Consider the following 25,095-nt stretch of genomic DNA (forward strand, 5'->3'; position numbering starts at 1 on the left):
CAGTTGGGAACACATCTTCAAAAGTAAAGGATCAGATGAAAATGGCGGAAGTATTATATAAAATCCCTCTTACACGTTGGGTGCGAGGAACCATGGAAAGAAATAATGCCGTGGGAAACGACGACATGGAGACATGGAGTAAATTTTGGTTAAAGACATACAAAGATTTAGGAGGCAATAGTGACAATTCAGGTTCGAAAGAATGTCCCAAGTATGCCGCATATGGTTTATGGCGATTAGGCCGTATTTCCAACAGTGGGAAGGGTTTTCAAAACTGGACACTCGAAAGAATTAATGAAAAACTAGGGAAGAACGCGACTTATGCAGTCTTCGCGCTGGATCTGCTGGAACGAAAGCGTGGTGAACATGGTGGGGGGGGGAGTGTGGTCTAAAGCAAAGCTCTGGGGTAAAGTTCAAAACCGCTATCTGAAGAAATTTAAAGAGACGCCAGCACAAAGTGAACAAGGGGCAGTGAAAATAGCATTGGTCTTATTCACCGAAGGCCAGACTCAATCAAGGTCACAAGGATAATAGCTACGGCCTGCAGCGCAAAATTCAGTCTTCACAGTCAAAAAACTGGGCAGAATCAGATCCCAGAAATTAGTGTTTTATACTCTGAGCGGGGCCGAACACTGTCCGTGTCTGGAACTGTTTCTCAGAATCAAGGCATAGGTGGTTGTAACGTATGGCGAAATCCTTCCACCGCATTGGCGTGATTACCGGAGATCCTAGACTGACAGATCCGACCAAACGCAATGCGCAATATAATGAAGAGGATACGGCGACGCACAATGCGATGAAGGCCGCCTTTCAGGAGCTTTCAGATTATACGTTTCTGTTTTATGACGACCATGCCCGTTTGTTTGAGCAGCTTCAGCAGGATCGTCCGGATCTAGTCGTCAATTTTTGTGATACGGGCTTTCGCAATGTGCCCGCTCAGGAACTCAACATTCCGGCTTATCTGGAGATGCTGGGGATTCCGTATACCGGAGCGCCGCCGTCGGCCATGGTTATCTGTTTTGATAAAGCCATTGTCCGACTCGTGGCGCAATCGCATGGCATCCCGGTTCCGCGTGAGTATTTTATCGAGGGTGGAGCGTCGCTTGAGGCCCTTCCCGAATTTTATCCTGCGTTGATTAAACCCAATGCGGCTGATGGGAGTGTGGGTATTACGAAGGATGCCGTGGTCCGGTCGCCGGAGGAAGCGCGAACTTATCTGGACTGGTTACGCTCGACACTTCCAGGTCGTGATGCGCTGATGCAGGAATATCTCCCCGGCCCGGAATATGGCATCGGAGTGATCGGCAATCTTGAAACGGGTTTCTGTATCCTGCCCACCCTTGAGGTCGATTTCTCACGGCTTCCCTCAGGCCTCGATCCGATCTTGTCCTTTGAATCGAAGGCCTATCCGGACTCGCCCTACTGGACAGACATCAAATTCAAACAGGCTGTTCTCGATCCGGGTCTTGAGGATCGAATGAAAGACTGGGTTCGGATCTTGTTCCGGAGGTTTCAGTTGCGTGACTATGCACGGTTTGATTTTCGTGTCGGATCGGACAATATGCCGAAACTGATGGAGGTGAATCCGAATCCCGCGTGGGCTTACGACGGGAAGCTGGCCTTTATGGCGGGATTTGCGGGAATCAAATATGGAGAGATGTTACACAAGATTCTCCAGGCGGCCATTACCCGGCAATCAGTCGCAACCAATTAGAGAAGCGACCGTGGAATCGCCAGTGCCCAGTCATGTCGTTTGATCAGTTGATCGCCGTGATAGGCTTCCAATTCTCCCGCAAACTGAAAGGTTTCGGTCGTGGCGGTGAGCCGTGTCCGACATTCCAGCCAAATCGACCAGTCCCGTCGTTTCAAGTGGGCGGTCTGTGTGAGTTCCGTTTGAGCCGACAGCGCATCCTTTTCAAGAATCCGATATCGTTTAAAGAGGGTGTATCCCACATCGAGATCAATCTCTTCAATCCTGGCGTGTGAGGCGCCGTCAAATTCTCCCCCGTCACTTCGTAACGTGTAGACCATTTCGTTGCTTGCCAGATCGATTTCAATGGTTCGCCGCATGCTGAGCTGCCGGAGTTTTTTATGCGGGGTGCCGGGCGCGGCTTCGGGTGGCCCGAACGGCCGTAGCGCTTCGTCTTCCTGGCGGGGAGGGCGCACGGGAAGGGTTACATGGCTCATGCCAGTGCGGACGGTCAACGTCACGGGAACAGGTGGCGGCCAGGCAATCGGCCAATAACTGGTGGACAGTGAGAGCCTGATCCGGGAGCCCGGAGGGAACGCATGGGCAAAGTCGTTGAGTTGCACCCGTACCTGATACCATTTACCCGGTTCGAGCGGTTGAGGTGTTTCATGACTCTCCCGATGCGTGAGATTCAATAGTCCATATGTGACACGCAGAACCGATCCGTCGGGAGCGACTTCTCCCAGACGGACAGCGATCATTGCCACCGGTTGATTAACGCACAAATCCAGTTCCACGACCGGTGCGCCCAAGACTTCAAGTCGTTCGGTGAGTGGATCGCTATCGAAGACGAGCGAACCGCCATCGTCGGGTCGTTGATCGCGCGGCATTTCCCCATCCGCGCCGAAACCGCACCATTCTCCGGACCGGACCCCGGTAGTCTGGGGAGAGCAAAACGACAATTCCGTGGGTTTCTCAGGAAGAGGGGAGAGATGTCCCGGTTCCAAAAACCACCGTTGCTCGTTGATGCGAGGACTCGGCCAGGTCTCTTCCGCTACCCATCTGCCGGGCCAGACGGCGTATTGGGGTTGTGGGGTCTGACTCTCTTGCATCCATACTCGAAATGCGGGTTCATCCATGATTCCTGTTTCCTCGCCCTTCAACCAGTGGTTCCACCACCGGACCGCTTCCTGCAGAAAGCCGATGGCCGGGCCGGGGACGCCGTCCTGTGGAAAGACATGGGCCCAGGGACCGATGAGCGATTTTTTCGGACAGGAAAGATGGGTCATCAATCGGGGAATGGCATTGGTATAGCCATCGGCCCAGCCACCAATGGCATAGACGGGACAGCGAATGGCGTCGTAATTTTCGCACACCGAGCCATGTTTCCAATAATTGTCCCGCGATTGGTGCCGCATCCAGACCACAGGAAACGGTTCGAGATTGTTTAACCGTTGTTGCCACATGTCCCACCATTGGTCACCGACAATTTCCGGATCGGGTGGCAGCGCCGAGTAGAGGGTCAGCATGGAACCCCATTGCATATTTTCGTTCAAGAGGCAGCCGCCCATATAATGCGCGTCATCGGCGTACCGGTCATCCGTTGAACACAAGGTCATGATGGCTTTCAAATTCGACGGATTCCTGGCAGCGATCTGGAGGGCATTAAATCCGCCCCACGAAATCCCCATCATCCCGATCGCGCCCGAACACCAGGGTTGTTTCGCGATCCAGGTGATCACTTCCAAGGCGTCGTCATGCTCCTGATGGGAGTATTCATCATGCAGGATCCCTTCTGAATCCCCTGATCCTCGAATATCCACGCGAATACTGGCATACCCATGCGCCGCAAAATACCGGTGGATGGGCTCGTCCCGTGATCGCATAAAGTCCCGTTTACGATAGGGGATGTATTCCAAAATGGCCGGAACCGGCTCCGTATCGGCGGTCTTCGGTAACCAGATGCGTGCGGCGATTCGGCATCCGTCCGACATCGTAATCCAGGTGTTTTCGATTTCGGTAATGCGGTCGAGGATGGTGTAATCGATAAGCATCAAAACTCTCTGAGTTATTCGACAGTCTGTTCATGGCGTTCCGCAGCGGAGTCGCGGAGAGTTTTTGGAGCGGGGGGGCGATTGGGTTGAAACTGATGAGTGGACCAAAAACTCAATGCCAGCTTTTTTCTGACTTCAAATCCCGTTTCAAGATCCCAGCAGTTGACGATAGCCAGACGAAATCCGCCTGGCGGCATGGAGTGGTCCTTCGGTGGTTTCTCTTCATGGAACGTGATCTGAATGCTGGAGACGTGTGGTGTTTGGCGCAACTGGGCAATCACCTCTTTGGGTGGATGCTGATAATGGACGCCATGGGCGCCAAACAAGACGACACTGTACCCTTCCTGTCGATGGGAATCATCAAATTGCCATTGTTCTTCCGCATACAGCCGAACGAGGGACCCAACCCAACCGGCGCCGTACAAATCCGGCCATTGGTCTGCAAATCGTAAATGTACCTCGATGATTTTGCCACCGATCGTCTCGAAGTTAATCATGCCGGTGTATCCGGCAAGATGCCGGCGCAGCCAGTCGTCACAGTAGGCTTCGATGGTTGGAATTGGCGTTGCCAACACCGTCCAATAATCGAACATTCCTCCTTCCAACGGTTTGCCCGTGGCATGTCGCCACCAGTGGGGTTCGCCCTTAACCACCGCGACGTCGCTGGACACATGATCGCCTTGGAGTAACGGCATCCACATGTGTCCCGGCCGTTCCAAATGTTTGTATTCTTTTAATGAACGCAACACGCGGCTCCCGGCACCCATGCCGCGCATGTTGTAAATCGGTTTGGAAAACACGGGAAAGAAGGATGGATCCAGCCCATGCGGAGCACACGGCAGGTTCTGGCTCTCGGCAATCATCAGTTTGTTATAGATCCACTTATACTGTGGGTACCATGCCCAGGCATCGCCGTCTTCGGTAGGGATGTTGACTTCCGGCGGGCATGGAATGCCCTCGAAAAATTGCATTCTCCAGGGATCAGCTTCACAAATCGGCATGCTGGCCTCATCCTTTCATCATTCATCTGACATGGAACCCCTACCATACTTATTGAGATGAAGTCATGCAATACGATTGTTTGCTTCCGTCGGAGGCAGGTTCATCAAATTGTCTTGTTCCCGGGCGATTCTCTTTTCTAAGTTTTTAACCATACCCCTCACATAATCTTTTGAACGATCGCGTACAGGTCGGCGGGGACTTCTCCTGCCAGGTCAGACACAAATGGACAAAATCCAACCACTTATTTTGTTCATAAGGGATTCCCCGGAGTTTTCTGAGACCAGACGAAACCCCGGTCGAAAAGAGAAAAGTATCCATTACATTCAGAATGATTATGTTTCATGATGACAGAAGTTTTGTTCAAGGTCTTATAAACGCTCAGGTGCTTCGATGAATTAATTGATAAATCTGAGTAGGCCGGAATACAGCCATTCTTTTGCCAATCATTACTATCACCTTTAATCGAGAGGATCTCCCATGAGTTTTTTTAGCAAAATCCTTGATAAGCTCGGTTTCAGTGGTTCCGAAGCACAGGCTGCTCCGGCGCCGCAATCACCTGCCCCAAAAACCCCGGCTCCGCAGGCCGCCCCGGCATCTCCTGCTCCTTCACCTGGAGCCACGGTGGTGGATGTCAAAGGGAAACTTGAAGGCCTTGCAGCCTCGAACCCCCAAAAGCTTAATTGGAAAACGTCGATTGTGGATCTGCTGAAGCTCCTGGATCTCGATAGCAGTTTCACAGCTCGTAAGGAACTCGCAACTGAGCTCGGATGCCCCGCTGACAAAATGGGGGATTCCGCCCAGATGAATATGTGGTTGCATAAAACCGTGTTGCAAAAACTTGCCGATAACGGCGGCAATATTCCGAAGGAACTTTTAGACTAGTGGCGTAAGCAACCAGAGTAACCAGACCTGCCCACGTAGGCATTTGCTGGAAGAGAAAGACGGTAAACAGTCAGTGCAAAGGATTTTGACCTGAAAGGGGACAATAAGGATTTTGGTCTGATGGCCGGATAAGTCCTATAGAATGCCGTGGACCCCACACTTCATCTATGAATGTTGCTGAATCGAAAACACTTTCTGACGTTTTTGATTGTTTTTCATACCTGAGATGTCATGGTTTTCGTCGATTGACTAAAAGCTGCACCGCCTAAGATGGATGCTACTCACCGGCCTCCTCCGATTTATGCTTCTGCCGGCCAAGGAAAGTGAGGACAGTGCCAACCCGCCATGCCCCCATTCATGAGGGACGGTGGGGATAATCGCTGGTGGATGGTTCGAAAACCACCGCTTTGAGAGAGAAAGGTATCAGTCTTGCTCGCCGTATCTGGAGACGCATAAACGGTCGGTTACTGAACGGCGACAGTCCACTTTTTCTCCGGGAGGAACCTATGGCTGAGAATACTGATATGACGAAATCCGTGGGAGATGCCCCACAAACAATCGATCTGGACCCCGGGGTACTGGTGGAACGCATTGATGGCTGGGTCGATGGCGCGTTCCGCATGTTGCCCAATATCGCTGTCGGGCTGGTCGTGCTCCTCCTATTTTACGGGCTGGGAACATTTGCCGGATACCTCGTTCGAAAACAAATGGCTCGTCATTCACGTGACAATCTTGGCGAGGTCCTCGGCAGTTTTGTGCAGTGGGCGCTCGTCATTCTGGGTTTCCTCATGGCAGCGACCATCGTCCTTCCGACCTTGAAGCCCGGCGATCTCATTGCTGGGTTAGGCGTAAGTTCTGTGGCGATCGGTTTTGCTTTTAAGGATATTCTGCAAAACTGGCTAGCGGGGATGCTCATTCTGTTACGTCAACCGTTCGAAATTAACGATCAGATCGAAGTAAAGGGGCGCGAGGGAACCGTGGAACGAATTGAAACCAGGGCAACGATCATCAAAACCTATGACGGACAGCGGATTGTCATACCGAACAGCGATATTTATACCAATGCCGTCCTGGTCAAGACGGCGCATGAGAAGCGGCGCAGTCAATATGATGTCGGTATTGGATATGGGGATAGTATTGAGGATGCTCTCGACGTGATACGGGAAGCCGTGGCAGGCGTCGCGAACGTCCAGCGTGATCCTCCCCCGGAAGCATTTGTATGGGCTCTGGACACCAGCTGGGTCACCATCCGGGCGCGATGGTGGACTGAGAGTCGTCGAGCCGACGTGATACAAGTTCAGGCCGAGGTCCTGACGGCCATCAAAAATGCGTTAGACAAGGCCGGCATCGATATGCCGTACGAAACGCAGGTCCAGCTATTTCATGATCAAACGGAAAGTCGGGACGGTGATCGCGCCGCGCAGCGGGAAGGATGGCCTGCACCCAAGGACGGAACCACCCAGCCACGTTGGAAAGCAGAGGCCACGCGGCGAGAGGCACTTACCATGAAATCATCACAGTAAGGCGCAATCATATCTACCCAGGTCACGAGATAGTCGCCACCCATGGCTATGATAGGTCGAGTGAATTCGGTCATGGTTTTCAAGGAGGAAATGCAACCAAGCAAGCCCTTTAAGGGTAGAGATCAAAAATCATGTTAGTCCCCCGGAACGAGGAAATGGGAGACGAATATAGATGACTCTTCATGAAGTTGTGGGGTATTGAGAGGAAATTAAAGAATTCTGAAATTATTTCAAGAATATGCCATGAACCCGGCAAGTTCATTGGCTCCAGCGAAAAGGTAATTATGGATACGTTACAGGTGAAAACAAAGAACCTTAAAGATATTGTGAATCTCACCCCGAAATTGAATAGGATCATACAAAATGCGGATTTTCAAAATGGCTTGTGCCACGTCTTTTTGCCGCATACCACGGCTGCGCTCACAACCGGTGAAATAGGAGAGGGCACGGAGGAAGATCTTCTCGAAGTGGCCGAAAAAATCATTCCACAAATCAACTTTCGTCATGCCCATGATCCCTCCCATGCCTGGTCTCATATGGCGGGATCTTTAATCGGAGCGTCGTTGACCTTGCCAGTGATGGACGGTGAACTGCGTTTGGGTACCTGGCAATCAGTCTTATTAGTTGAACTAGATGGCCCACGGGAACGCCAGCTTGTGGTGAGTTTAGCTCCTACATCGTGAAGCCAATGACATTGAGGATTCCAGGTTGAGAGGAAAGTGAAAATGGCTTCATGCGCGAGCATGGTGGCCAGCGCACCATCGTTCGTTAACGGATTCCGAACATCCAGGATCTATCTTGGAAGTTCTCTAAATTTTCCACGGTCTGAATTCCAATTCGCCATGCATTATAAAGGAGACCATGCAGTTTCGTAGCCGTTTCAGTGCAGTAATCTCTCCTTGCATTGCACGAGCGATAATTTGAGAGTTTCTTGAGGCCGGCATATTGGCTGATGAATGGTACCGGAACAGACGAATTTTCTGATGAAAATAGAAAAGTATCCATTTCAATCTCATGAGAACGTCACCTTATAATGTGAAAGTTGGGCAACGTGTTCTAAACGTTTAGCTCGTCCATTACCACTTAAAGATTAATTGAGCAGAGAAGGTTAAAATCGTGTGACCGTGAAGGCATCACCTGCGCCTTTAGACAATCCGAATATTTCGGCGAAAGCTGCCGGACTACGCTATGTCACGGATGAATGCCCGGGCCTAGTACGGAAGCGAGCAGGAAAAGGATTTCGTTATGTTGGACATAACGGCCGACAAGTCCGTAATCCTCACGTACTAGGGCGCATTAAAGCTTTGGCCATTCCGCCTGCGTGGCAGGATGTGTGGATTTGTTCGAACCCGGACGGACACCTACAGGCTACGGGACGGGATTCGAAAGGCCGTAAGCAATATCGGTATCATCCGCAGTGGAGGAGAATTCGGGATGAGGCTAAATATGAACATCTGACGGCTTTTGCCCAAGCATTGCCTCGTATTCGGAGGATCGTTAAAAGGGATCTTTCTCAAAAAGGGTTACCGCGAACCAAAATTCTGGCGACGATCGTCCGGCTTCTTGAAACTTCTTTGATTCGAGTCGGAAACGTAGCCTATGCGCGTGACAATGAGTCCTTCGGGTTAACAACCATGAGGGACCGGCATGTCAAGGTGAAGGGCTCCACCCTCACATTTCAATTTAAAGGGAAAAGTGGCATCGATCACGCCGTCGATCTTACCGATCCACGGTTAGCGAAAATCGTCAGGCAATCGCAAGAGCTACCCGGCTATGAACTCTTTCAATATCTCGATGAGAATGGTGCCAAGCAATCCATCGAATCCACGGATGTGAACGCGTATCTCAGGGAAATTACCGGACAGGATTTTACCGCCAAGGATTTTCGCACGTGGGCCGGGACAGTCCTGGCGGCCAGAGCCCTTCAGGAGTTTCAATCGTTTGACTCTCAAGCTCAGGCAAAACGAAATGTGGTACGGGCCATCGAGTCTGTGGCCAAACGACTGGGTAATACGAAAGCGGTCTGTCAGAAATGTTATGTCCACCCTCATGTGCTGAACGCGTATATGGAAGGCACTCTCCTCCAAACACTTCGCAAACGGGTGAATCGGGAACTTTCTCAATCGCTTCGTGGGTTACCTGCGGAGGAAGCGGCTGTGTTGACGTTGCTTCAACAGCAATTAAAGTCTGAAAAACGGCCAAACAAGAATACATCCAGGAACGGAAAGATGTAACGCAACCCCCACTGGTTGTCCGTATGTGTACATTCCCGAACGGGAAACCCCAGGGCCCGATAGATCAAAATTATTAAAGGATGAGGAGATTGACTAAATGATACAAGCGGTAATTTTTGATGTTGATGGCACGCCTATGGATACGAATTATTTACATGTGGAGGCCTGGGCCCGTGCCTTTTCGGTCGTCAAGCATCCAGTACCACGTGCCGCAATCCATCGGCAGATTGGTAAGGGATCGGACCTGATGCTGGGTGCGCTTCTTACGGATGAGGCTTTACACGAACGGGCCAATGAATTACACAGTCAATTTTTTGACGAGTTGAAAGATCATACCTATCCTTTGCCTGGAGCCAAAGAAATCCTTGCAACTCTCTCATCGCAAGATATCGCCATCTGGCTGGCGACGAGTGCAAAGTCAGAAGAATTGGAACATCATGTTCAAGCACTGGGGGCAAAGGATAAGCTGGCCGGGCTGGTGTCCTCGGCGGATGTAGAGAGTGCGAAGCCCGCACCGGATATTTTTCAACTCACTCTGGAGCGGGCGGGATGTTCCCCGAAGGAGAGCATTGTGATCGGTGACACGATTTGGGATATTCAATCCGCTCAAGGCTGCGGACTTCAGACGATTGCGGTTAGAACCGGAGGAGCCTTTAGTCGAGAGGAACTCCATGCGGCTGGGGCGGTGGCTGTATACCAGGATTGTGCAGAGCTTCTGGCATCCGGGTTTCCCACTAATTTTGAAGCGAGATAGGAAGGAAGGCCTTTCTGGGATAGGTGTTTAACTGCAACCGGATTCCGGACGAAATCCCATCTTTGGTCATTCTGCTCACGTGGTAGCTGAAAACATGACGAGTCAGCGAGGGAAAAACCTGTTCCCAACGATCCGGGGATAATTGCTGACGTCATGTGTCCCCGCGTCGGGTAATCACCCGATAGAGCCAGAGAAACAGGATGGCCCCGATAACGGCCATCACAAACCCGACGGGGTCGTCCTGTCCATACATGCCGATCATTCGCCCGAGCATTCCACCGAAGAGCGCCCCAATGATTCCGATAGCGACAGTGGCGAAAAACCCTCCAGGATCTTTTCCGGGCATTAAGAGTTTTCCAACCACTCCCACAATTAACCCAAAGACGATCCAACCGATGACACTCATACTTCAACCCTCCTATTTAATGATTGGGTTCACCGGTTCTTTTGGGTGTCCCGTCTCTGCTTTAACCAAAAGACCGACCTGTTCCTGATAGTTTTCTCGGTAAATTTGGAAGACCGCGAGCGCGATCCCAAGCAGAATGGGACCCAGAAACAATCCGATGAAGCCGAAATACGCGAGGCCCCCTAATGAGGCGAAGAAGAGAAACAGAACGGGTAGGTCCGCTTTGGATCCGACGAGGAAAGGTTTTAGTAAATTATCCATGAGACCGACTAATCCAACCCCGATTGCGATCATGACAATGCCTTTCCAAATAGGACCGGTCCATAACAGATACGCGGCGACCGGGGCCCAGACTAATGCCGTGCCGCCAAAAGGTACCAGAGAAAGAATCGCGCTCAGGGCTCCCAAAAATATGGAAAACGGGACGCCCAAGGCCCAATAGGCAAGCCCTGCCGTGAAACCCTGTGCCAGAGCCGTGAGAAGGGTTCCTTGAACGACGGCGACCATCACATTGTCAAGGCGCTCCATGATGACGGCTTTATAGCTTTCTTCGATCGGGAGCGCTTCGTAAAATGCACGATAGAGATGATGCCCATCGCGAAACAGGAAGAACAGAGTAAACAGGATCACAAAGAAATCCATCACGAGATCAATGGCGTTTGTGGCCAACCCACCGACACTGGACAGCAAGACCCCGCTGACGGCTTTCCCTCCTTCAACCAGGTGCCCCTGAACGTCCCCATAGGCCAGAATAAGTCGGCCCAACAATTCTTGAGACACATTTCCGATCAGAGGCAGTCTGGCGACAAGTTCGGGCAGTCTTTCCAGTCCACCCTCCTGCACCCATGTCATGGCAAGCTGATAGGCGTTAATGGTCTCTGTCACCACGAGGAAGACCAGATACGCCACGGGCAAGACTGCAAGTAACATGACACTGAGTGTGCTGAGAGCCGCCGAAGCTGTCCTGTCTCCCAGCTTACGGGTTAGCCACTGATAGAGAGGATAGAAGAGACGAACCAATATCATGGCCCACAAAATAGGTGTCATGAAGGGGGCAAAAATTAGGGCCAACACGTACAGCAGGAGGGAACACAACAGAAGGAAGGCCGCTGAAAGAACTTGTGGAGACATTTATGTTGACGCCGCAAAGGGTGAGGGTAGCGACATATCTGAAGCCGTCCGCTTGGTCGATGAGTAGGAAACAATGATCATCATTAGGAGTACCTGAATGTTTTACTTCTGCAGTGTAACACTTCCCGTTCGCCTAGTATTTGCATTTTAGAAAACTTCTTAGGTTGAAATGTAGTCAGGCAAATTTTACTCTTATTTATGATAGGAACCGGCCCGTTCATTTATTATAGACAAATCATTAAGCGGAACCTCTAAAGTATCCACTTCCCTACACCTGGAATCCCATCGCATTAAGAGATCGGTTTTGACGGATGTTTTCAGATAGTACGGCCTGAATTTGTCTGTTGAAACATTCATAGCACTTAGTGAACTATGAAAAAGAATCTCCACAAGCCTTGATTTACTTATCCTTTTGCCATTTGCCGATTCTTTTAAGATTATTTTGAACTTCATGGATGTCCTTTCTCCAGTCGCGTCATGTATCTCCTGATGAGATTTTGCTTGTGTCCTCAACTGCCGCAGTGTCAAATTTCTATTCCAAGGGGAGCACCGCGAGGAGCACCGCTTTTTCTCGTCGCTGGATTAAATCGGGTATTGCCTGAGACGGTGATCCTATTTTCCGGAGAGATCCGGCAATCTGTTGGTCGGTCCTTCGAAGCAGACAATGATGGTAATAAAAACAGGATGTAATGCTATGTACTATAGACTCTATTCAGTAATCCTCGTAATCCTCATCATTGTCGTTTGGAGTGCGCGGGGTGCACCAGTGTGGTCCCAGGAACCCGTGGATAATTCAGAGGCCCCGACGGATTCACGACCCACCGATAAACCCCAGGAAATTGCGGTTGGAGTGGACAAAGTTGAAGACAGGCTTATCACACAACGACTTAGGGAAGTTTTCCAGAATTTGCCGGAGCTTGCCGATGTCGACATCGCGGTGAAGGCGGGGGTGGTACGTCTGTCGGGGCATACTTCCACCAAAGAAGCCCACGAACAGGCTCTTGAGCTTGCCGGACGCGTGGATGGTGTGGTCAGCGTGACAGATGAAATCACACAGAAACGGGAAGTCCGTGAACGGTTGACCGTCGTGCAGGAAAAAATGGTTGACCAACTCAATAATTTTATCTCCTATCTTCCCCTCCTCATCATCGGCTTCACCGTATTTCTTCTCTTCTGGTTCCTCGCATCCTTTATGACCAAATGGGATAACCTGTATGAAAAAATTACTCCACATGCGTTTTTACAATCATTAGCCAAACAAATCGTCCAAGGGGCCGTCATATTTATTGGCTTTGTCGTCATGCTCGAAATCCTGGACGCCACGGCTCTTTTGGGAACTATTGTTGGTGTAGCCGGAGTCATGGGCCTGGCCATAGGTTTTGCCCTCCGAGACACGGTGGAAAACTACATTGCCAGCATTCTGCTGAGTATCAGGCAACCCTTTCGGCCACTGGACCAAATTGTTCTGGAAAATTATGAAGGCCTGGTCATGAAACTAACCTCGCGGGAGACCATTCTCATGACGCTAGATGGAAATCATGTACGCATACCCAATGCGACGGTGTACAAAGGCATTATTCTCAACTATTCCCGGAACCCCAAACGGCGTTTCTCCTTTGAGGTCGGTATCGACACCGCTGTCAATATCGAGTCGGCGTTGCAATTGGCTATCAAAACTTTAGAGGAAACCCGCGGGGTGATTGCTGATCCTCCGGTCCGATGCGCGGTCGAGAAATTAGGCGATTCGAATGTGATCCTGAAAATGTTTGCATGGACGACCCAGGATCAATACGACTTCGGAAAGGTAAAAAGTGAAGCGATTCGTGCGGTGAAAGAGGCCTTTGATCTGGCCAATTATGAAATGCCAGAACCCATCTATCGTCTGAAGATGCAGGGGTATTCCCCCCTTGATGCCCAGGCCGTTTTTGACCGGACCGACCATACACAGGATGCTCCATCACCCGCTGCGCAATCAGATTCCCAAGCCGATGTCACCAAAGACAATCATATAGTTGAGCAAATTTCGAAAGATCGAGCGGATAATAAGGAAAGGGATTTATTGAAATCATAGATTTGAGTTTCGAAGGGCATTCTATTCGTCACCCTGGCTGGAGAAATTCCTACACCGCCCCCGTTCTCCATTCCATAACGCGTGAAACACAAGAGGAAAAGATATGAAAAAAAATCGGCAATCAGAGGTGGTAGTCATCACAGGGGCTTCTGCAGGTATCGGTCGAGCCACCGTTCGGGCTTATGCTCGCCGGGGGGCATCTATTGGTTTGCTGGCCCGTGGGCAGGAGGGATTGGAAGGAGCTCGTCGGGAGGTGGAAAAGCTAGGAGCGCAAGCTATCGTGGTTCCCACTGACGTGGCCGATCCCGAGCAGGTGGAATCAGCCGCAGTCACGGTAGAGAAGGCGTTTGGCCCGATCGACATTTGGATAAATAATGCCATGGTTTCCGTGCTCTCGCCGGTGAAAGACATGACGGCTGCAGAATTCCAGCGTGTGACCAACGTCACCTATCTCGGATATGTCTATGGAACCCTTTCAGCGCTTCGTCGGATGCTTCCACGGGATCGGGGTGTCATTATTCAAGTCGGCAGCGCGTTGACCTATCGTGCGATTCCACTTCAATCGGCTTACTGTGGTGCTAAACATGCTATCAAAGGATTCACGGAGTCGCTCCGATCGGAGCTGATTCACGATGGAAGTCAGGTCCGACTTTCCATGGTGCATTTGCCGGGAGTCAATACGACTCAATTTGGTTGGATTAAAAGCCGCCTTCCCTATGAGCCTCAGCCGGTCCCTCCCATTTATCAGCCGGAGGTGATGGCGCGGGCGATCGTCTGGGCGGCTGATCACGATCGTCGTGAGTTGTGGGTCGGAATGCCGACAGTTAAAACCATCGTCGGAGAAAAATTCATTCCGGGTTTATTGGACCATTATCTGGCCGAAGTCGCCTATACGGGCCAACAGACGAATATTCCCATCAAGCCTGATCGCGCCGATAATTTATTTGCGCCTGTTCCGCAGGATAGAGGGGCGCATGGCGATTTTGATAATCAGGCCCAATCAACCAGTTTTCAATTGTGGGCTTCCATGAACCGGGCGTGGTTGGCGGTGGCGGGCGTCGGATGTCTTCTTTCACTAGGATTGGCCATAAAGCAGTCACAGGGGAATCGATCGAGAATAAATAATTGAACCTCAATCAAGTTCATTCTCCGATCGGGAGGCTGATCTGCCTGATGCAAGAACAGCCTCCCGATCTAAAGGTCCCCTTGGGCATTTGATCTTGGCAAAGGTTAGCCTGCCGTAGCCTGCTTTTTTGCTTCCTGAAACTCTTTTCCCATCTTCTGTATTTCATCCTTATCCAGGATCTCTTTGGCCTTTTTAAAGATTTCGCCTTCTTCCTCCTTCACATGATGCAGAACATTTTTTTTCAGCTCGGCAAGTTTTGAGCCCCATTCCTCGGATTCTGCCCCCAACGCCTCAAGGTCTTCCAGAAGGTTTGCGACTTCGGCATGCTCTTCCGTGGCTTCATTAATCAGGTCTACCATCTCTGCATTTTCTCTGAGGGCAGGATAGAAGACGGCCTCCTCCCCATGGGAGTGAGCTTCAAGGTCATCTTTTAACTGAGAAAATAATTTTTCACGGCTTTTCATCGCACGTGGACCGGTGGTTTCCAATTTTTTAAATAGGTCCTTTGCTTTTTGGTGATCCTTTTTTAAAATTTGAAAAATGTCCATCCGCTGTTTCCTTTCCGGTCAATGACCGATGATTATTCACCGAAAATAATGAAACCTCAATTTCTTGATCGAAGAATAATCTTGTTCCTTCACACACGTGAACTGGTAAGAACCCTGGAACCGGCAGGGAAAGAATTGGAAAGCAAGAAACGGAGTGCACTCTGTCCCCGACTGTTGTATAAAAAGATTGGCATCCGGAAAAGAGGAGTCAGGAGGGGACTTTTCTTGGTAATTATGCGTGCAGTTTTAGCAGTCTGTCACAGCTAGTGTCATGAGAAATATAGCTACCCAGGAAAAATGTTCCGTTGCAACGCGCCATGATCCACGGTGGACAATTGTGGTTTCCCGTGACCCAACAGCCGACGGTACATTTTATTATTCCGTCAACACCACCGGAGTGTACTGCCGCCCGTCCTGCCCATCTCGGTTGCCGCGGCCTGAAAACGTCCGGTTCCATGCTTCACGGGAAGTTGCCGAGAAGGCTGGATTTCGTCCCTGCAAGCGTTGCACGCCTAACCAGCCCGGATTAGAGGAACGATATGCGGAAAAAGTCGCAGCAGCTTGCCGGCTCATCGAGAATTCGGATCATGTGCCCGGCCTCAAGGAGTTATCAAATCATGCAGGACTAAGCCGGTATCACTTTCATCGGGTGTTCAAGGCGGTAACGGGATTGACACCGAAAGGATACACGGCGGCGCATCTGGCAAAACGGGTGAGGTCGCACCTCAATCATACAGGCACCGTGATGGAGGCAATTTACGAAGCCGGGTTCAATTCCAACGGAAGGTTTTATGAAACATCCGATGCTGTTCTGGGTATGACACCTTCCTCATATCGTGCCGGTGGTTCCGGGATAGACATCCGATTCGCCGTGGGGGAATGTTCTCTCGGGTCAATCCTCGTTGCCAGAAGTGAGCGCGGAGTGTGTGCGATTCTTCTGGGGGACGACCCTGAGCAATTGACGCGCGATTTGCAGAAGCAGTTCTCTCAGGCTCATCTCATCGGGGGTGATGGTGACTTCGAACACCTGGTTGCGACTGTGATCGGTTTTGTCGAAACGCCGGAGCGGGGGTTGGACCTGCCGTTGGACGTGCAAGGTACGGCGTTTCAACATCGGGTCTGGAAAGCATTGCAAAACATTCCCGCCGGCTCGACGGTAAGCTATGCTGACATCGCCTCCTGCATCGGTGCGCCGAAAGCGATTCGAGCGGTCGCCAGGGCCTGCGGCACCAATGCCATAGCTGTGGCGATTCCTTGTCATCGTGTGGTGCGTACGAATGGCGACCTGTCGGGCTATCGTTGGGGCATCGAACGGAAACGAGCGTTGCTTGAACGTGAGGCCCACACATGAACATGGTCGGGCCATCAACATCTCCCATTCCATCGCACAACAATATAACCACGCGAGTGAGAGCGATTGATTGGGAGCAGGTATCAAGTGATGTCGAAGCTCAAGGACACGCCGTGACCGAACGCCTGCTCTCTCCGAAAGAATGTCAGTCCTTGGCTTCGTTGTACTCTTGCGATGAAATGTTCCGTAGCCGCATCGTGATGAGTCGCCATAACTTTGGCCGTGGAGAATATCAGTACTTCCGATATCCGCTTCCTGATCTCATCGAACAACTTCGGAATGCGATATATCCCCATCTTGTGCCGGTTGCGAACCGGTGGAATGCGGCCATGGGCATTGAGGTTCGCTTTCCAAAGAGGCATGAAGATTTTCTGGCCCGCTGTCATCAAGCCGGGCAGGATAAGCCCACCCCATTGATGCTCAAATATGAAGCTGACGATTACAACTGCCTGCATCAGGACCTCTACGGCGAACACGTGTTTCCGCTCCAGCTTGCCATTCTTTTATCTGACCCTCAGAAAGACTTCGCGGGTGGTGAATTTGTCATGACCGAGCAGCGGCCACGTATGCAATCCCGGCCCATTGTGGTACCGATCCGACAAGGCGATGGCGTCATTTTCGCGGTTCATCATCGTCCTGTGCGAGGGGGAAGGGGCTGGTATCGTGTGAACCTCCGGCATGGGGTCAGCCGCGTTCGCTCAGGGCAGCGCTATACGGTCGGGATCATATTCCACGACGCCAAGTAAACCGGATGAAGAATCTCCTTCGAAACGGAATTCTGTGGCCGGGACAAGGAATACCCTTGCGATTCTTAGCCGCCGGCCATGGCTCCGACAATTAGAAACGGTTCTTCACCGGTTGTGATCGCGTCGGGTAACGGGGCGTCCGGTGGTTCATGGGACAGATCCTGCCCGCAGGCAAAGAACCTGATAAACGGTCGGCGCTGTTGTGTCGCCTGGTCACGAATTGTCCCCCGCAACATCGGGTAACGGGATTCGAGCGCGTTGAGGATTGCGTGTGGGGTGACAGGACCCTCCATCTCCAGGTTCACCTCGCCGTCGATACGTGCAAGTGTCCGCAAATGGGCTGGAAGGATAACTCGAATCGTGCTCACGGTAACGCCTGGACTTCGACTGATAAGACGGGTGGAAGATCGCGAACGATGCCCATCCAGCTATCTCCCGAATCGGCCGAGGCATACACCTGTCCGCCGGTGGTGCCGACATAGATCCCGCAGGGTTCGAGCGAGTCGACAGCCATGGCGTCACGCAAGACATTGACGTAGCAGTCCTGTTGCGGCAATCCATTTGTCAGTGCTTCCCATTCGTTTCCGCCTGTCTGGCTGCGGTAGACGCGCAATTTCCCCTCCGGCGGATAATGTTCAGAGTCGCTCTTGATCGGTACCACATAGATGGTTTCGGGCTCATGGGCATGCACGGCAATGGGGAATCCGAAATCGGAGGGCAAGTCTCCACTGATTTCATGCCACGACTCGCCTGCGTCATCGCTCCGCATCACATCCCAGTGCTTCTGCATGAAGAGCACATCCGGGCGCGACGGGTGTTTGGCGATGCAGTGCACACAGTGGCCGACTTCTGCAGTGGGGTCGGGAAGTTCATATGGCGATTTCAGTCCGCGGTTGACCGGCTGCCATGTCTTGCCTCCGTCCTCGGTTCGAAACGTGCCGGCTGCCGAAATGGCGACGAATATCCTTTCCGGATTGCCGGGATCCAGAAGGATGGTATGCAGGCACATTCCCCCGGCGCCCGGTTGCCAAAGGTGCCCTTTAGCGCTGCGCAGGCCGGGAAGCTCCTGCCATGTCTGTCCGCCATCGGTGGAACGGAAAATGGCTGCATCCTCAACCCCCGCGTAAATCGTGTCCGGGTCGGTCAGCGATGGCTCCAGATGCCAGACACGCTTGAACTCCCAAGGGTGCTGCGTGCCATCGTACCACTGATGGGTGGTGAGAGGTTGTCCCGTTTCCGTTGAGCTGTCATACACGAACTTGTTGCTCTCCCCCTTGGGCGTATCGTCCGGTGCCGTGGTCGGCTCGCCGGGTGGTGTTCCCGGTTGAAACCAGGTTTTGCCGCCATCATCGGATCGTTGGATGATTTGCCCAAACCAGCTGCTTGACTGCGAGGCATACAACCGATTCGGGTCGGCTGGAGATCCCTTCACGTGAAACAACTCCCATCCACCAAAAAATGGACCGTTAACGTCCCACTTCTTGCGTTTGCCGTCCGATGTCAGCACGAACGCACCTTTGCGCGTTCCAACAAGCACTCGTACTCCACTCATACCTCACTCCTTTCTGAAAATTAGGCCGATCATCGTATAAAGTTTTCACAACTAGTGAGAGCCTATTCCGTCCATCTATCAATCGTGTTGGCCGTTGTGATCGAGGCGTCGTGACCTACTATTGTTCGTAAGCCTCTTGTAGGCGTTTGATGTCAAGTTTCTTCATTTGAAGGAGGGTACTCATGACTCTATTGGTTTTTTTATGATCGTGGCTTTGCATCATTTCGCTTAGCACAGTTGGAACAATTTGCCATGACAACCCATACTTGTCTTTCAGCCAACCGCATTGACCTTTTTCACCACCATCTGAGAGTTTTTCCCATAGCTCGTCTACCTCTTCCTGGGATGCGCAATGTATGATAAACGATACGGCTTCCGTAAATCGGAAATGCGGTCCTCCATTTAAGGCCATAAATTCTTGTCCGTCGAGCTGGAATGTGACGGTCATCACTGATCCCTTGGGTCTACCGGAAACCTTTGCGCCTTCCTCTCCATAATGGGTGATATTCCCTATCTTGGTATTCTTGAAAATCGACACATAAAAATTCACTGCCTCTTCAGCCTGATTATCGAACCACAAACACGGGCTGATTTTCTGCATCATGTTGTGCGCCTTCGCTGAGTGTAAATATGATCTGTTTGTCAACTTCGCGACCTTCCGGATGCCATTGTACTCATAGCGGAATGTCCCTATTCCGTTGGCAAGCCCCCGATCTCTAAAACCGGTCGAATTTCGACCGTGCCCACCCGGGCCGCCGGGATTTGTGCGGCGATGTCCATTGCCTCATCCAGGTCCTTGGCTTCAATAAGAAAGTAGCCGCCCAGTTGTTCTCGTGTTTCAGCAAACGGACCATCGGTGATGAGCCGTTTGCCGTCTCGTATACGGATGCTGGTCGCCATAGTGACAGGATGCAAAGGAGCGGCCGCCAGATAATTCCCTTCAGCTTTAAGCCGGTGTGCAAGCTCCGTGGATTCTTTGTAACACTTTTCACGTCCGGCCTCGTCCCATGCCTGATCAGTTCCGTAAATCAACAGCATGTATTTCATATGAATTCCTCCACTAGAACGAACGAACGCCAATGCCCCAATGAGCCCTAAACATTGCTGGACAAAAGGGCGACCGATGCGACAGATTGCAACGGAAGGTTTTTTTCCGCTATGGGTTCCGCTACTGTTTTCTGGTATAGGTGATCTCCATGATCCTCATTTCCTTGCCGCCGTGATGAGTCCCATACATATCAAACGTCTGGGTATTGTTGTCGACGATCTTCCAGACCGCTCGATGCGTCATCTGCCCTCCGCCCGGCTCAGGATGCGATCCATTCAGCGTAATGGTCTTGCCATCGTCGCTCGCCGTTCCTTCCATGATGAAAATCCCCGTCCCCATCGTATCCATCCAGGCCGTGACATATTTCTTGGTAATGTTGTCGTAGGCGTCGATTCCAATCCCGGAGAAGGGTTGTCCCATCATTTGGCCAGTGTAGGCTTGGTAGAGGTAGCGTCCGTCCAGCAACATTTTCATTTCTGCGGTGCCGGTCGATTCTGTGGGAGGTTTGCCTGGTTCCATCCATTCTTTGGATGTGGTCGTCCAGCTCCCGGCTAGGCTGGCAAACAACTTGTGCGGTTCGCCGGGAGCGGCCAGCTTCTTGTACATCTCCATCATGGCTTGTGGGTCCATCTGCTTTTCTTTGTCTGTGCCTGTGGCGATCACTGGATTGGCGGTCAGGGCAATACAGAGACAGGTGAATGTGATGATAGGAAAACGCATAGATGCCTCCTTGTGATGAGATAATGAACACGGTTGAGATCAGTATGTCATGCTGTGAGTGACTGTTCAGAGGGTACTTTCATGAAGACAATTTTTTGCGTAGGTGCTCCTCTTGCTCCCTCAGCTCAGGCGTGAACTCTGGCCCGAAGTCCTCCGCCTCGAAGAGTTGGCGAATCTCAATCTCGCCTTCTTTGTCATCACCTGCAGGATTCGGACAACGCTTGACCCAGTCGATCGCCTCTTCTTTCGAATTCACCTGCCAAACCCAATACCCGGCGATCAGTTCCTTGGTCTCGGCAAAGGGTCCGTCGGTAACCGTTCGCTTGTTTCCTGAAAACTGCACCCGCGCACCTTTTGAACTCGGGTGGAGCCCATCTCCTGCCAGCATGACGCCGGCTTTTATCAGTTCTTCGTTGAATTTTCCCATCTCAGAAAGAAGGTGCTCGCTCGGCATCACACCGGCTTCCGAGTCTTTGGTAGCTTTGACAATTATCATGAATCTCATCGCCCAATCTCCTTGGCTTTAGTACCTTGAACTAAATTAAAAAATAGCCTTATCCTGATTCTCTTTTTTTGTCGAACGGGGCTGCTGAAATCGACATTTGAAAAACCTCTGTAGTCGCAGCTCTGTCACCATGTGTTGATCTTTTTGTTCCTCATAAAAATCTACTCATCCTGATAAAATTTCGCTTCTATCCCTTGCTGGGGCAGGTCCCTCACCGGCCGAACCTCCATACTCCCGAGGCGCACTGATGGAAACTTGGACGTGATCTGAACGGCCTGGTTGATGTCTCTGGCCTCGATCAGAAAGAATCCGCCGATTTGTTCCTTTGTTTCCGCGAAAGGGCCATCGGTGATTGACACGTTGCCGTTCCGGGCCCTTACGGTTACGGCCATCTGGATTGGCTCAAGGGGTTCCGCAACAATGAGGTGGCCGCTTCTCTTGAGTTTCTCGCAGTAGGCCAAGGTTTCGTTCATGAGAGCATCGCCCTCGCCTTTGGTCATGCTGTCGAACTTTTCTTCCTCGTGGCAACAAAAAAGAAGATATTTCATAATTTCCGACCTCCGATTAGGTGGTGAGTTGGTATTGTTGTCAGGTAGTCGTTCAGGAGGATCAAATTCGACAATGGTCATCCTGAATGCTGAGGGCGCCATTGGCACTCTAGGAATAGAGAGCTTCAAAAAATTCTCAACAAGATATTGTGGGTGACCATTGCTCTGGTCACTACAAATCGGAAAAACTCTGGTTGTACCTATTGGTACCGTTAAGGGAGGAGGATTAATTGCGATCCTGTAACCCGGCCAGCCGTTGTTCAAGAAATCGCTGCTCGGGCTTCTGCTGCGTGAGGCCGAGAGCCTGTTTGTATGCGGCCTTGGCTTCCGCAATTCGGCCCAATCGTCGGCAGAGCTCCGCCTTCGCCGAATGTGCCAGGTAATAATTCGTGAGATCCCCTCGTGCGAAAATGGCGTCGATGAGGGCAAGACCTGCCAGGGGACTGTCACGCATGGCCACTGCGACGGCGCGATTCAGTTCCACCACAGGGGAAGGAGATGCCTGCATCAACATATCGTAGAGTGACACGATTTGAGGCCAGTCCGTGGCTGTGGGATGTGTTGCCTGGGAATGTAATCCGGAAATCGCGGCCTGGATGGTATAAGGGCCGATTTCACGTGAAGCAAACGCCTTTCCTACCAGGGTAATCCCCTCTGCGATCTGATCCCGGTTCCACAACGAACGATCCTGGTCCTCAAGCAGAATCAGATCTCCAGTTTGGGAGATGCGTGCGGCGCGGCGGGAGTCATGAAGGAGCATTAATGCCAAGAGCCCCATCGCTTCCGCGTCCGGTAATAATTCCATCAATAATCGCCCCAGTCGAATAGCTTCAGCCGAGAGGTCATGACGTGTGAGAGATTCCCCCGAAGAGGCAGAGTATCCTTCGTTAAACACGAGGTAAATCACCCGCAGCACCGCATCCAGACGGTCGGGCAAGGTGGTCTCAGAAGGCACCTCATAGGGTATGCGTGCTTTCCGAATCTTTGTCTTGGCGCGAACGATCCGCTGAGCCACTGTGGGCGGGGATGTGAGAAAGGCTTTTGCGATTTCTTCCGTCGTCAGGCCACACACCTCCCGGAGAGTCATCGCTACTTGGGCTTCAGATGAAAGAGCCGGGTGGCAGCAGGTAAAGATCAGTCGTAGCCGGTCGTCGTCGATGCTTTCATCCGGATTTTCATGAGTGTCATGAATGCCGGCTTCCAACTGCGTGGCGAGTTCTGCAAGCGAGGCGTCGAATCTGGTCCGTCGCCGCATTCCATCGATCGCTTTGAAACGTCCGGTCGACACGAGCCAGGCTCGCGGATTGGCCGGGATCCCATCCCTGGTCCATTGTTCGACCGCGACCGCAAACGCCTCGTGCAACGCTTCTTCAGCCGCATCAAAGTCGCCGAGCAGGCGGATCAAGGTGGCGAGAATCCGGCGCGATTCAGTGCGGTACACTTCCTCCACCACCTCCCGCACCTCTCTAGCCGGTCTTTCACTCATGATCGAAAGGCATCACGTTGAGAAGCACGGAAAGACCATCGAGGTATGGCGTGCGCGTTCAGGGAAGCGATCGCCTCTGCTGAGGTGGGATGAGAGAGAATGTTGTCCGTTATTCTGCTTCAACCGTGACCTCTGTTGTCACCGAATTGGCAATAAAACATTCGCTGTGAGCCTGCTCATGGAGAGCGTGTCTCTGTTCCTGAGTCGGAAGAGTCGGCCCACCGAATATCACTCGAGGATGTAAGATGACACGTGTAATCGCCAGCTTGTTGTTTTGATTTTTTTCTAACAATCCAACAGCATGATCACTATAGCGATCCACAACGAATCGTTTCTTGGCTGCCATTGCCAGGAAAGTCAGCATATGACAGCTCGACAAGGCCGCCACAAAGGCTTCCTCAGGATTTACATGAGCGGGATTCCCCCGATAGGCCGGTGCGGCGGAGGCGGGAACGCGAACCCCACCTTCAAAAAACAACTCATGGTCTCGATTATACGATTCGTACGAAAAGTTCTCTGATCCCCTCTTCCATTCCAGCGTGATCTTATGCTCAGACATTGATCAACCCCTTTCGAAAGCGTGACAATCATTTTTTTTGTTGAGGCGACTTCCCTGTGCTTGGACGATCGAAAACGAATCCGGGTACTTATGCGCATTCGCGGTAACAGATTCCCAGACGATTGCCGCTGGAATCTTCAAAAAACAGCAAAATAATGTCACATCAACTACACTCTTCATTTCGCAGTGCTTGCCGCTGTTTTCCGTACTCGTGTATTTTCCTCATCAGAGCAATTTTTATTGATGTGTAATTTGTGCATCCCGATATGTGGCGGTTCGTCTAAAGAAAGTGTCCGCCAGACAATATTTTCATTGTACCGGCGCCTGGGGGTTCCATAAGAAGCTGGTCGGATTCTTCCAAGCGGGCCGCCGGTTCTAGTCTCAAGATTTCATTTATAGTTTATTTTACCCGAATGACTCTTACTTCCGCTCAGCCGCAGAGTCGGCAACGGCAATAGCTTCAATCTCAATCATCGCGTCGGGAGAATATAGTGAGCGGACTTCCACGATGGTGTCTGCCGGATATGGAGCCGTAAACCGTTGACCGCGAAGTTCAACGATTTTATCGAAATGGGTCATGTCGGTCAGAAAGATCGTCACTTTGATGACGTTCCCTAGGCTTGATCCTCCCGCATGCAGTACCCGCTCGAGATTATCAAAAGTTTGGTTGGCCTGGACATCAAAGTTGCCTGCGCCGACGATTCGGCCGTTCGTATCGATGGCAGTCTGACCTGAGATAAAGAGCAGATCACCGACCCGATACCCCTGGGAAAGACGATAGGGCTCGTAGGGATCCGGATCGATCCGGATTTGTGTGATGTTCATCGTACCACCTCCTTATTGCTGTCGAAAAAGACTTCAAAAACCCCTTACCGCTGCGATTGCCCATTAATGACACACGAGGATGATTCAGTATATCTAATCGGAGGCCATTCATTTGGCTTGGTATCGGTGCCTCGAATCGTCTCACTGTTGTAGGCCAACTCAGAATTTCTAAACCGACTCGCATTATGGGCCTTTTTGAATATCCTGCTTGACTACGTTGAACATCGTAAAATTTTTGAACCCGATAAGTTCTCAGAAGAATATTTGGGGTTTTTTTTCGACAGCCTGCGAGGTATGTGCGACAAAAATCTCTGTTCAAAAGAGTTCTATGGGG

The 25,095-nt window shown here is 51.4% G+C and carries 26 protein-coding genes; 11 read left to right on the forward strand and 15 right to left on the reverse strand.

Going from position 1 to position 25,095, the window contains the following annotated elements; genetic code table 11:
- The first annotated feature begins 35 nt into the window (after positions 1–35).
- Both PP769_RS10330 and PP769_RS10335 read left to right on the forward strand, forming a co-directional pair.
- Complete coding sequence (locus PP769_RS10330; RefSeq protein WP_312639970.1) at positions 36–392, forward strand: DUF6979 family protein; 357 nt, start codon at positions 36–38, stop codon at positions 390–392.
- Between the two features lie 293 nt (positions 393–685).
- On the forward strand, positions 686–1,714 hold the full coding sequence (locus PP769_RS10335) for a D-alanine--D-alanine ligase family protein (protein ID WP_312639971.1): 1,029 nt from the start codon (positions 686–688) through the stop codon (positions 1,712–1,714).
- Here PP769_RS10335 and PP769_RS10340 read toward each other — a convergent pair.
- Positions 1,711–3,744: a CocE/NonD family hydrolase gene (locus PP769_RS10340; RefSeq protein ID WP_312639972.1), complete on the reverse strand. Its 2,034-nt coding sequence runs from the start codon at positions 3,742–3,744 to the stop codon at positions 1,711–1,713. The genes PP769_RS10335 and PP769_RS10340 overlap by 4 nt on opposite strands.
- 14 nt (positions 3,745–3,758) lie before the next feature.
- Positions 3,759–4,745: a hypothetical protein gene (locus PP769_RS10345; RefSeq protein ID WP_312639973.1), complete on the reverse strand. Its 987-nt coding sequence runs from the start codon at positions 4,743–4,745 to the stop codon at positions 3,759–3,761.
- Between the two features lie 478 nt (positions 4,746–5,223).
- Here PP769_RS10345 and PP769_RS10350 point away from each other — a divergent pair, with 478 nt between their 5' ends.
- From PP769_RS10350 to PP769_RS10370, 5 genes are all read left to right on the forward strand, one after another.
- Positions 5,224–5,628, forward strand: a complete 405-nt coding sequence (locus PP769_RS10350; RefSeq protein ID WP_312639974.1) for a DUF3597 domain-containing protein — start codon at positions 5,224–5,226, stop codon at positions 5,626–5,628.
- 506 nt (positions 5,629–6,134) lie between these two features.
- On the forward strand, positions 6,135–7,151 hold the full coding sequence (locus PP769_RS10355) for a mechanosensitive ion channel family protein (RefSeq protein WP_312639975.1): 1,017 nt from the start codon (positions 6,135–6,137) through the stop codon (positions 7,149–7,151).
- A gap of 284 nt (positions 7,152–7,435) precedes the next feature.
- Positions 7,436–7,834 (forward strand): secondary thiamine-phosphate synthase enzyme YjbQ, encoded by a 399-nt coding sequence (locus PP769_RS10360; RefSeq protein ID WP_312639976.1) that lies wholly within the window; start codon positions 7,436–7,438, stop codon positions 7,832–7,834.
- Positions 7,835–8,269: 435 nt separating this feature from the next.
- On the forward strand, positions 8,270–9,385 hold the full coding sequence (locus PP769_RS10365; RefSeq protein WP_312639977.1) for a DNA topoisomerase IB: 1,116 nt from the start codon (positions 8,270–8,272) through the stop codon (positions 9,383–9,385).
- A gap of 97 nt (positions 9,386–9,482) precedes the next feature.
- Entirely contained in the window at positions 9,483–10,139 is a 657-nt protein-coding gene (locus PP769_RS10370; protein ID WP_312639978.1) for an HAD family hydrolase, read from the forward strand.
- A gap of 151 nt (positions 10,140–10,290) precedes the next feature.
- Here PP769_RS10370 and PP769_RS10375 read toward each other — a convergent pair whose 3' ends face one another.
- Both PP769_RS10375 and PP769_RS10380 read right to left on the reverse strand, forming a co-directional pair.
- Positions 10,291–10,545 carry a GlsB/YeaQ/YmgE family stress response membrane protein gene (locus PP769_RS10375; RefSeq protein WP_312639979.1) on the reverse strand — a complete coding sequence of 85 codons (255 nt, stop codon included), beginning with the start codon at positions 10,543–10,545 and terminating at the stop codon, positions 10,291–10,293.
- A gap of 12 nt (positions 10,546–10,557) precedes the next feature.
- Positions 10,558–11,676: an AI-2E family transporter gene (locus PP769_RS10380; RefSeq protein WP_312639980.1), complete on the reverse strand. Its 1,119-nt coding sequence runs from the start codon at positions 11,674–11,676 to the stop codon at positions 10,558–10,560.
- A 694-nt stretch (positions 11,677–12,370) separates the two neighbouring features.
- On the opposite strand from PP769_RS10380, the gene PP769_RS10385 reads away from it, so the two are divergent.
- Both PP769_RS10385 and PP769_RS10390 read left to right on the forward strand, forming a co-directional pair.
- Entirely contained in the window at positions 12,371–13,747 is a 1,377-nt protein-coding gene (locus tag PP769_RS10385; protein WP_312639981.1) for a mechanosensitive ion channel domain-containing protein, read from the forward strand.
- A 103-nt stretch (positions 13,748–13,850) separates the two neighbouring features.
- A complete protein-coding gene (locus tag PP769_RS10390) occupies positions 13,851–14,876 on the forward strand; it encodes an SDR family oxidoreductase (protein ID WP_312639982.1) in 1,026 nt (341 codons plus the stop codon).
- Between the two features lie 101 nt (positions 14,877–14,977).
- Here the strand turns inward: PP769_RS10390 and PP769_RS10395 are convergent, their stop codons facing one another.
- Positions 14,978–15,421 (reverse strand): hemerythrin domain-containing protein, encoded by a 444-nt coding sequence (locus PP769_RS10395; RefSeq protein WP_312639983.1) that lies wholly within the window; start codon positions 15,419–15,421, stop codon positions 14,978–14,980.
- 271 nt (positions 15,422–15,692) lie between these two features.
- On the opposite strand from PP769_RS10395, the gene ada reads away from it, so the two are divergent.
- Both ada and PP769_RS10405 read left to right on the forward strand, forming a co-directional pair.
- Positions 15,693–16,772 (forward strand): bifunctional DNA-binding transcriptional regulator/O6-methylguanine-DNA methyltransferase Ada, encoded by a 1,080-nt coding sequence (ada, locus tag PP769_RS10400; protein WP_312639984.1) that lies wholly within the window; start codon positions 15,693–15,695, stop codon positions 16,770–16,772.
- 2 nt (positions 16,773–16,774) lie between these two features.
- The gene (locus PP769_RS10405) at positions 16,775–17,518 is read left to right on the forward strand and encodes a 2OG-Fe(II) oxygenase (protein ID WP_376753436.1); all 744 of its coding nucleotides are present in this window, start codon (positions 16,775–16,777) and stop codon (positions 17,516–17,518) included.
- 65 nt (positions 17,519–17,583) lie between these two features.
- Here PP769_RS10405 and PP769_RS10410 read toward each other — a convergent pair whose 3' ends face one another.
- From PP769_RS10410 to PP769_RS10455, 10 genes are all read right to left on the reverse strand, one after another.
- Positions 17,584–17,886, reverse strand: a complete 303-nt coding sequence (locus PP769_RS10410; RefSeq protein ID WP_312639986.1) for a ubiquitin family protein — start codon at positions 17,884–17,886, stop codon at positions 17,584–17,586.
- Positions 17,883–19,070, reverse strand: coding sequence for a WD40/YVTN/BNR-like repeat-containing protein (locus tag PP769_RS10415; RefSeq protein WP_312639987.1), 1,188 nt, complete (start codon positions 19,068–19,070; stop codon positions 17,883–17,885). Before PP769_RS10415 ends, PP769_RS10410 begins: the two co-directional genes overlap by 4 nt.
- Positions 19,071–19,188: 118 nt before the next feature.
- A complete protein-coding gene (locus PP769_RS10420; protein WP_376753437.1) occupies positions 19,189–19,671 on the reverse strand; it encodes a VOC family protein in 483 nt (160 codons plus the stop codon).
- A gap of 89 nt (positions 19,672–19,760) precedes the next feature.
- On the reverse strand, positions 19,761–20,117 hold the full coding sequence (locus PP769_RS10425) for a YciI family protein (protein WP_312639989.1): 357 nt from the start codon (positions 20,115–20,117) through the stop codon (positions 19,761–19,763).
- A 121-nt stretch (positions 20,118–20,238) separates the two neighbouring features.
- Complete coding sequence (locus PP769_RS10430) at positions 20,239–20,838, reverse strand: DUF1579 domain-containing protein (RefSeq protein ID WP_312639990.1); 600 nt, start codon at positions 20,836–20,838, stop codon at positions 20,239–20,241.
- 79 nt (positions 20,839–20,917) lie between these two features.
- A complete protein-coding gene (locus PP769_RS10435) occupies positions 20,918–21,343 on the reverse strand; it encodes a YciI family protein (protein ID WP_312639991.1) in 426 nt (141 codons plus the stop codon).
- Positions 21,344–21,504: 161 nt separating this feature from the next.
- Positions 21,505–21,891 carry a YciI family protein gene (locus PP769_RS10440; RefSeq protein WP_312639992.1) on the reverse strand — a complete coding sequence of 129 codons (387 nt, stop codon included), beginning with the start codon at positions 21,889–21,891 and terminating at the stop codon, positions 21,505–21,507.
- 226 nt (positions 21,892–22,117) lie between these two features.
- Positions 22,118–23,377 (reverse strand): RNA polymerase sigma factor, encoded by a 1,260-nt coding sequence (locus PP769_RS10445; protein ID WP_312639993.1) that lies wholly within the window; start codon positions 23,375–23,377, stop codon positions 22,118–22,120.
- Positions 23,378–23,486: 109 nt separating this feature from the next.
- A complete protein-coding gene (locus PP769_RS10450) occupies positions 23,487–23,936 on the reverse strand; it encodes an OsmC family protein (protein ID WP_312639994.1) in 450 nt (149 codons plus the stop codon).
- A 420-nt stretch (positions 23,937–24,356) separates the two neighbouring features.
- Complete coding sequence (locus PP769_RS10455) at positions 24,357–24,761, reverse strand: RidA family protein (protein WP_312639995.1); 405 nt, start codon at positions 24,759–24,761, stop codon at positions 24,357–24,359.
- Between the last annotated feature and the right edge of the window lie 334 nt (positions 24,762–25,095).

Source organism: Candidatus Nitrospira allomarina (assembly GCF_032050975.1).
Lineage (GTDB): Bacteria > Nitrospirota > Nitrospiria > Nitrospirales > UBA8639 > Nitrospira_E > Nitrospira_E allomarina.

Excerpts from the sequence above, each read along its gene's own strand:
- PP769_RS10330 (WP_312639970.1), top strand. The coding sequence starts at position 36 with ATGAAAATGGCGGAAGTATTATATAAAATCCCTCTTACACGTTGGGTG.
- PP769_RS10385 (WP_312639981.1), top strand. The coding sequence starts at position 12,371 with ATGTACTATAGACTCTATTCAGTAATCCTCGTAATCCTCATCATTGTC.
- PP769_RS10375 (WP_312639979.1), bottom strand. The coding sequence starts at position 10,545 with ATGAGTGTCATCGGTTGGATCGTCTTTGGGTTAATTGTGGGAGTGGTT.
- PP769_RS10405 (WP_376753436.1), top strand. The coding sequence starts at position 16,775 with ATGGTCGGGCCATCAACATCTCCCATTCCATCGCACAACAATATAACC.
- PP769_RS10455 (WP_312639995.1), bottom strand. The coding sequence starts at position 24,761 with ATGAACATCACACAAATCCGGATCGATCCGGATCCCTACGAGCCCTAT.
- PP769_RS10335 (WP_312639971.1), top strand. The coding sequence starts at position 686 with ATGGCGAAATCCTTCCACCGCATTGGCGTGATTACCGGAGATCCTAGA.
- PP769_RS10350 (WP_312639974.1), top strand. The coding sequence starts at position 5,224 with ATGAGTTTTTTTAGCAAAATCCTTGATAAGCTCGGTTTCAGTGGTTCC.
- PP769_RS10395 (WP_312639983.1), bottom strand. The coding sequence starts at position 15,421 with ATGGACATTTTTCAAATTTTAAAAAAGGATCACCAAAAAGCAAAGGAC.
- PP769_RS10425 (WP_312639989.1), bottom strand. The coding sequence starts at position 20,117 with ATGAAATACATGCTGTTGATTTACGGAACTGATCAGGCATGGGACGAG.
- PP769_RS10420 (WP_376753437.1), bottom strand. The coding sequence starts at position 19,671 with ATGCAGAAAATCAGCCCGTGTTTGTGGTTCGATAATCAGGCTGAAGAG.
- PP769_RS10355 (WP_312639975.1), top strand. The coding sequence starts at position 6,135 with ATGGCTGAGAATACTGATATGACGAAATCCGTGGGAGATGCCCCACAA.
- PP769_RS10435 (WP_312639991.1), bottom strand. The coding sequence starts at position 21,343 with ATGAGATTCATGATAATTGTCAAAGCTACCAAAGACTCGGAAGCCGGT.
- PP769_RS10390 (WP_312639982.1), top strand. The coding sequence starts at position 13,851 with ATGAAAAAAAATCGGCAATCAGAGGTGGTAGTCATCACAGGGGCTTCT.
- PP769_RS10450 (WP_312639994.1), bottom strand. The coding sequence starts at position 23,936 with ATGTCTGAGCATAAGATCACGCTGGAATGGAAGAGGGGATCAGAGAAC.
- PP769_RS10370 (WP_312639978.1), top strand. The coding sequence starts at position 9,483 with ATGATACAAGCGGTAATTTTTGATGTTGATGGCACGCCTATGGATACG.
- PP769_RS10360 (WP_312639976.1), top strand. The coding sequence starts at position 7,436 with ATGGATACGTTACAGGTGAAAACAAAGAACCTTAAAGATATTGTGAAT.
- PP769_RS10380 (WP_312639980.1), bottom strand. The coding sequence starts at position 11,676 with ATGTCTCCACAAGTTCTTTCAGCGGCCTTCCTTCTGTTGTGTTCCCTC.
- PP769_RS10445 (WP_312639993.1), bottom strand. The coding sequence starts at position 23,377 with ATGAGTGAAAGACCGGCTAGAGAGGTGCGGGAGGTGGTGGAGGAAGTG.
- PP769_RS10340 (WP_312639972.1), bottom strand. The coding sequence starts at position 3,744 with ATGCTTATCGATTACACCATCCTCGACCGCATTACCGAAATCGAAAAC.
- PP769_RS10415 (WP_312639987.1), bottom strand. The coding sequence starts at position 19,070 with ATGAGTGGAGTACGAGTGCTTGTTGGAACGCGCAAAGGTGCGTTCGTG.
- PP769_RS10430 (WP_312639990.1), bottom strand. The coding sequence starts at position 20,838 with ATGCGTTTTCCTATCATCACATTCACCTGTCTCTGTATTGCCCTGACC.
- ada (WP_312639984.1), top strand. The coding sequence starts at position 15,693 with ATGAGAAATATAGCTACCCAGGAAAAATGTTCCGTTGCAACGCGCCAT.
- PP769_RS10440 (WP_312639992.1), bottom strand. The coding sequence starts at position 21,891 with ATGAAATATCTTCTTTTTTGTTGCCACGAGGAAGAAAAGTTCGACAGC.
- PP769_RS10345 (WP_312639973.1), bottom strand. The coding sequence starts at position 4,745 with ATGCCGATTTGTGAAGCTGATCCCTGGAGAATGCAATTTTTCGAGGGC.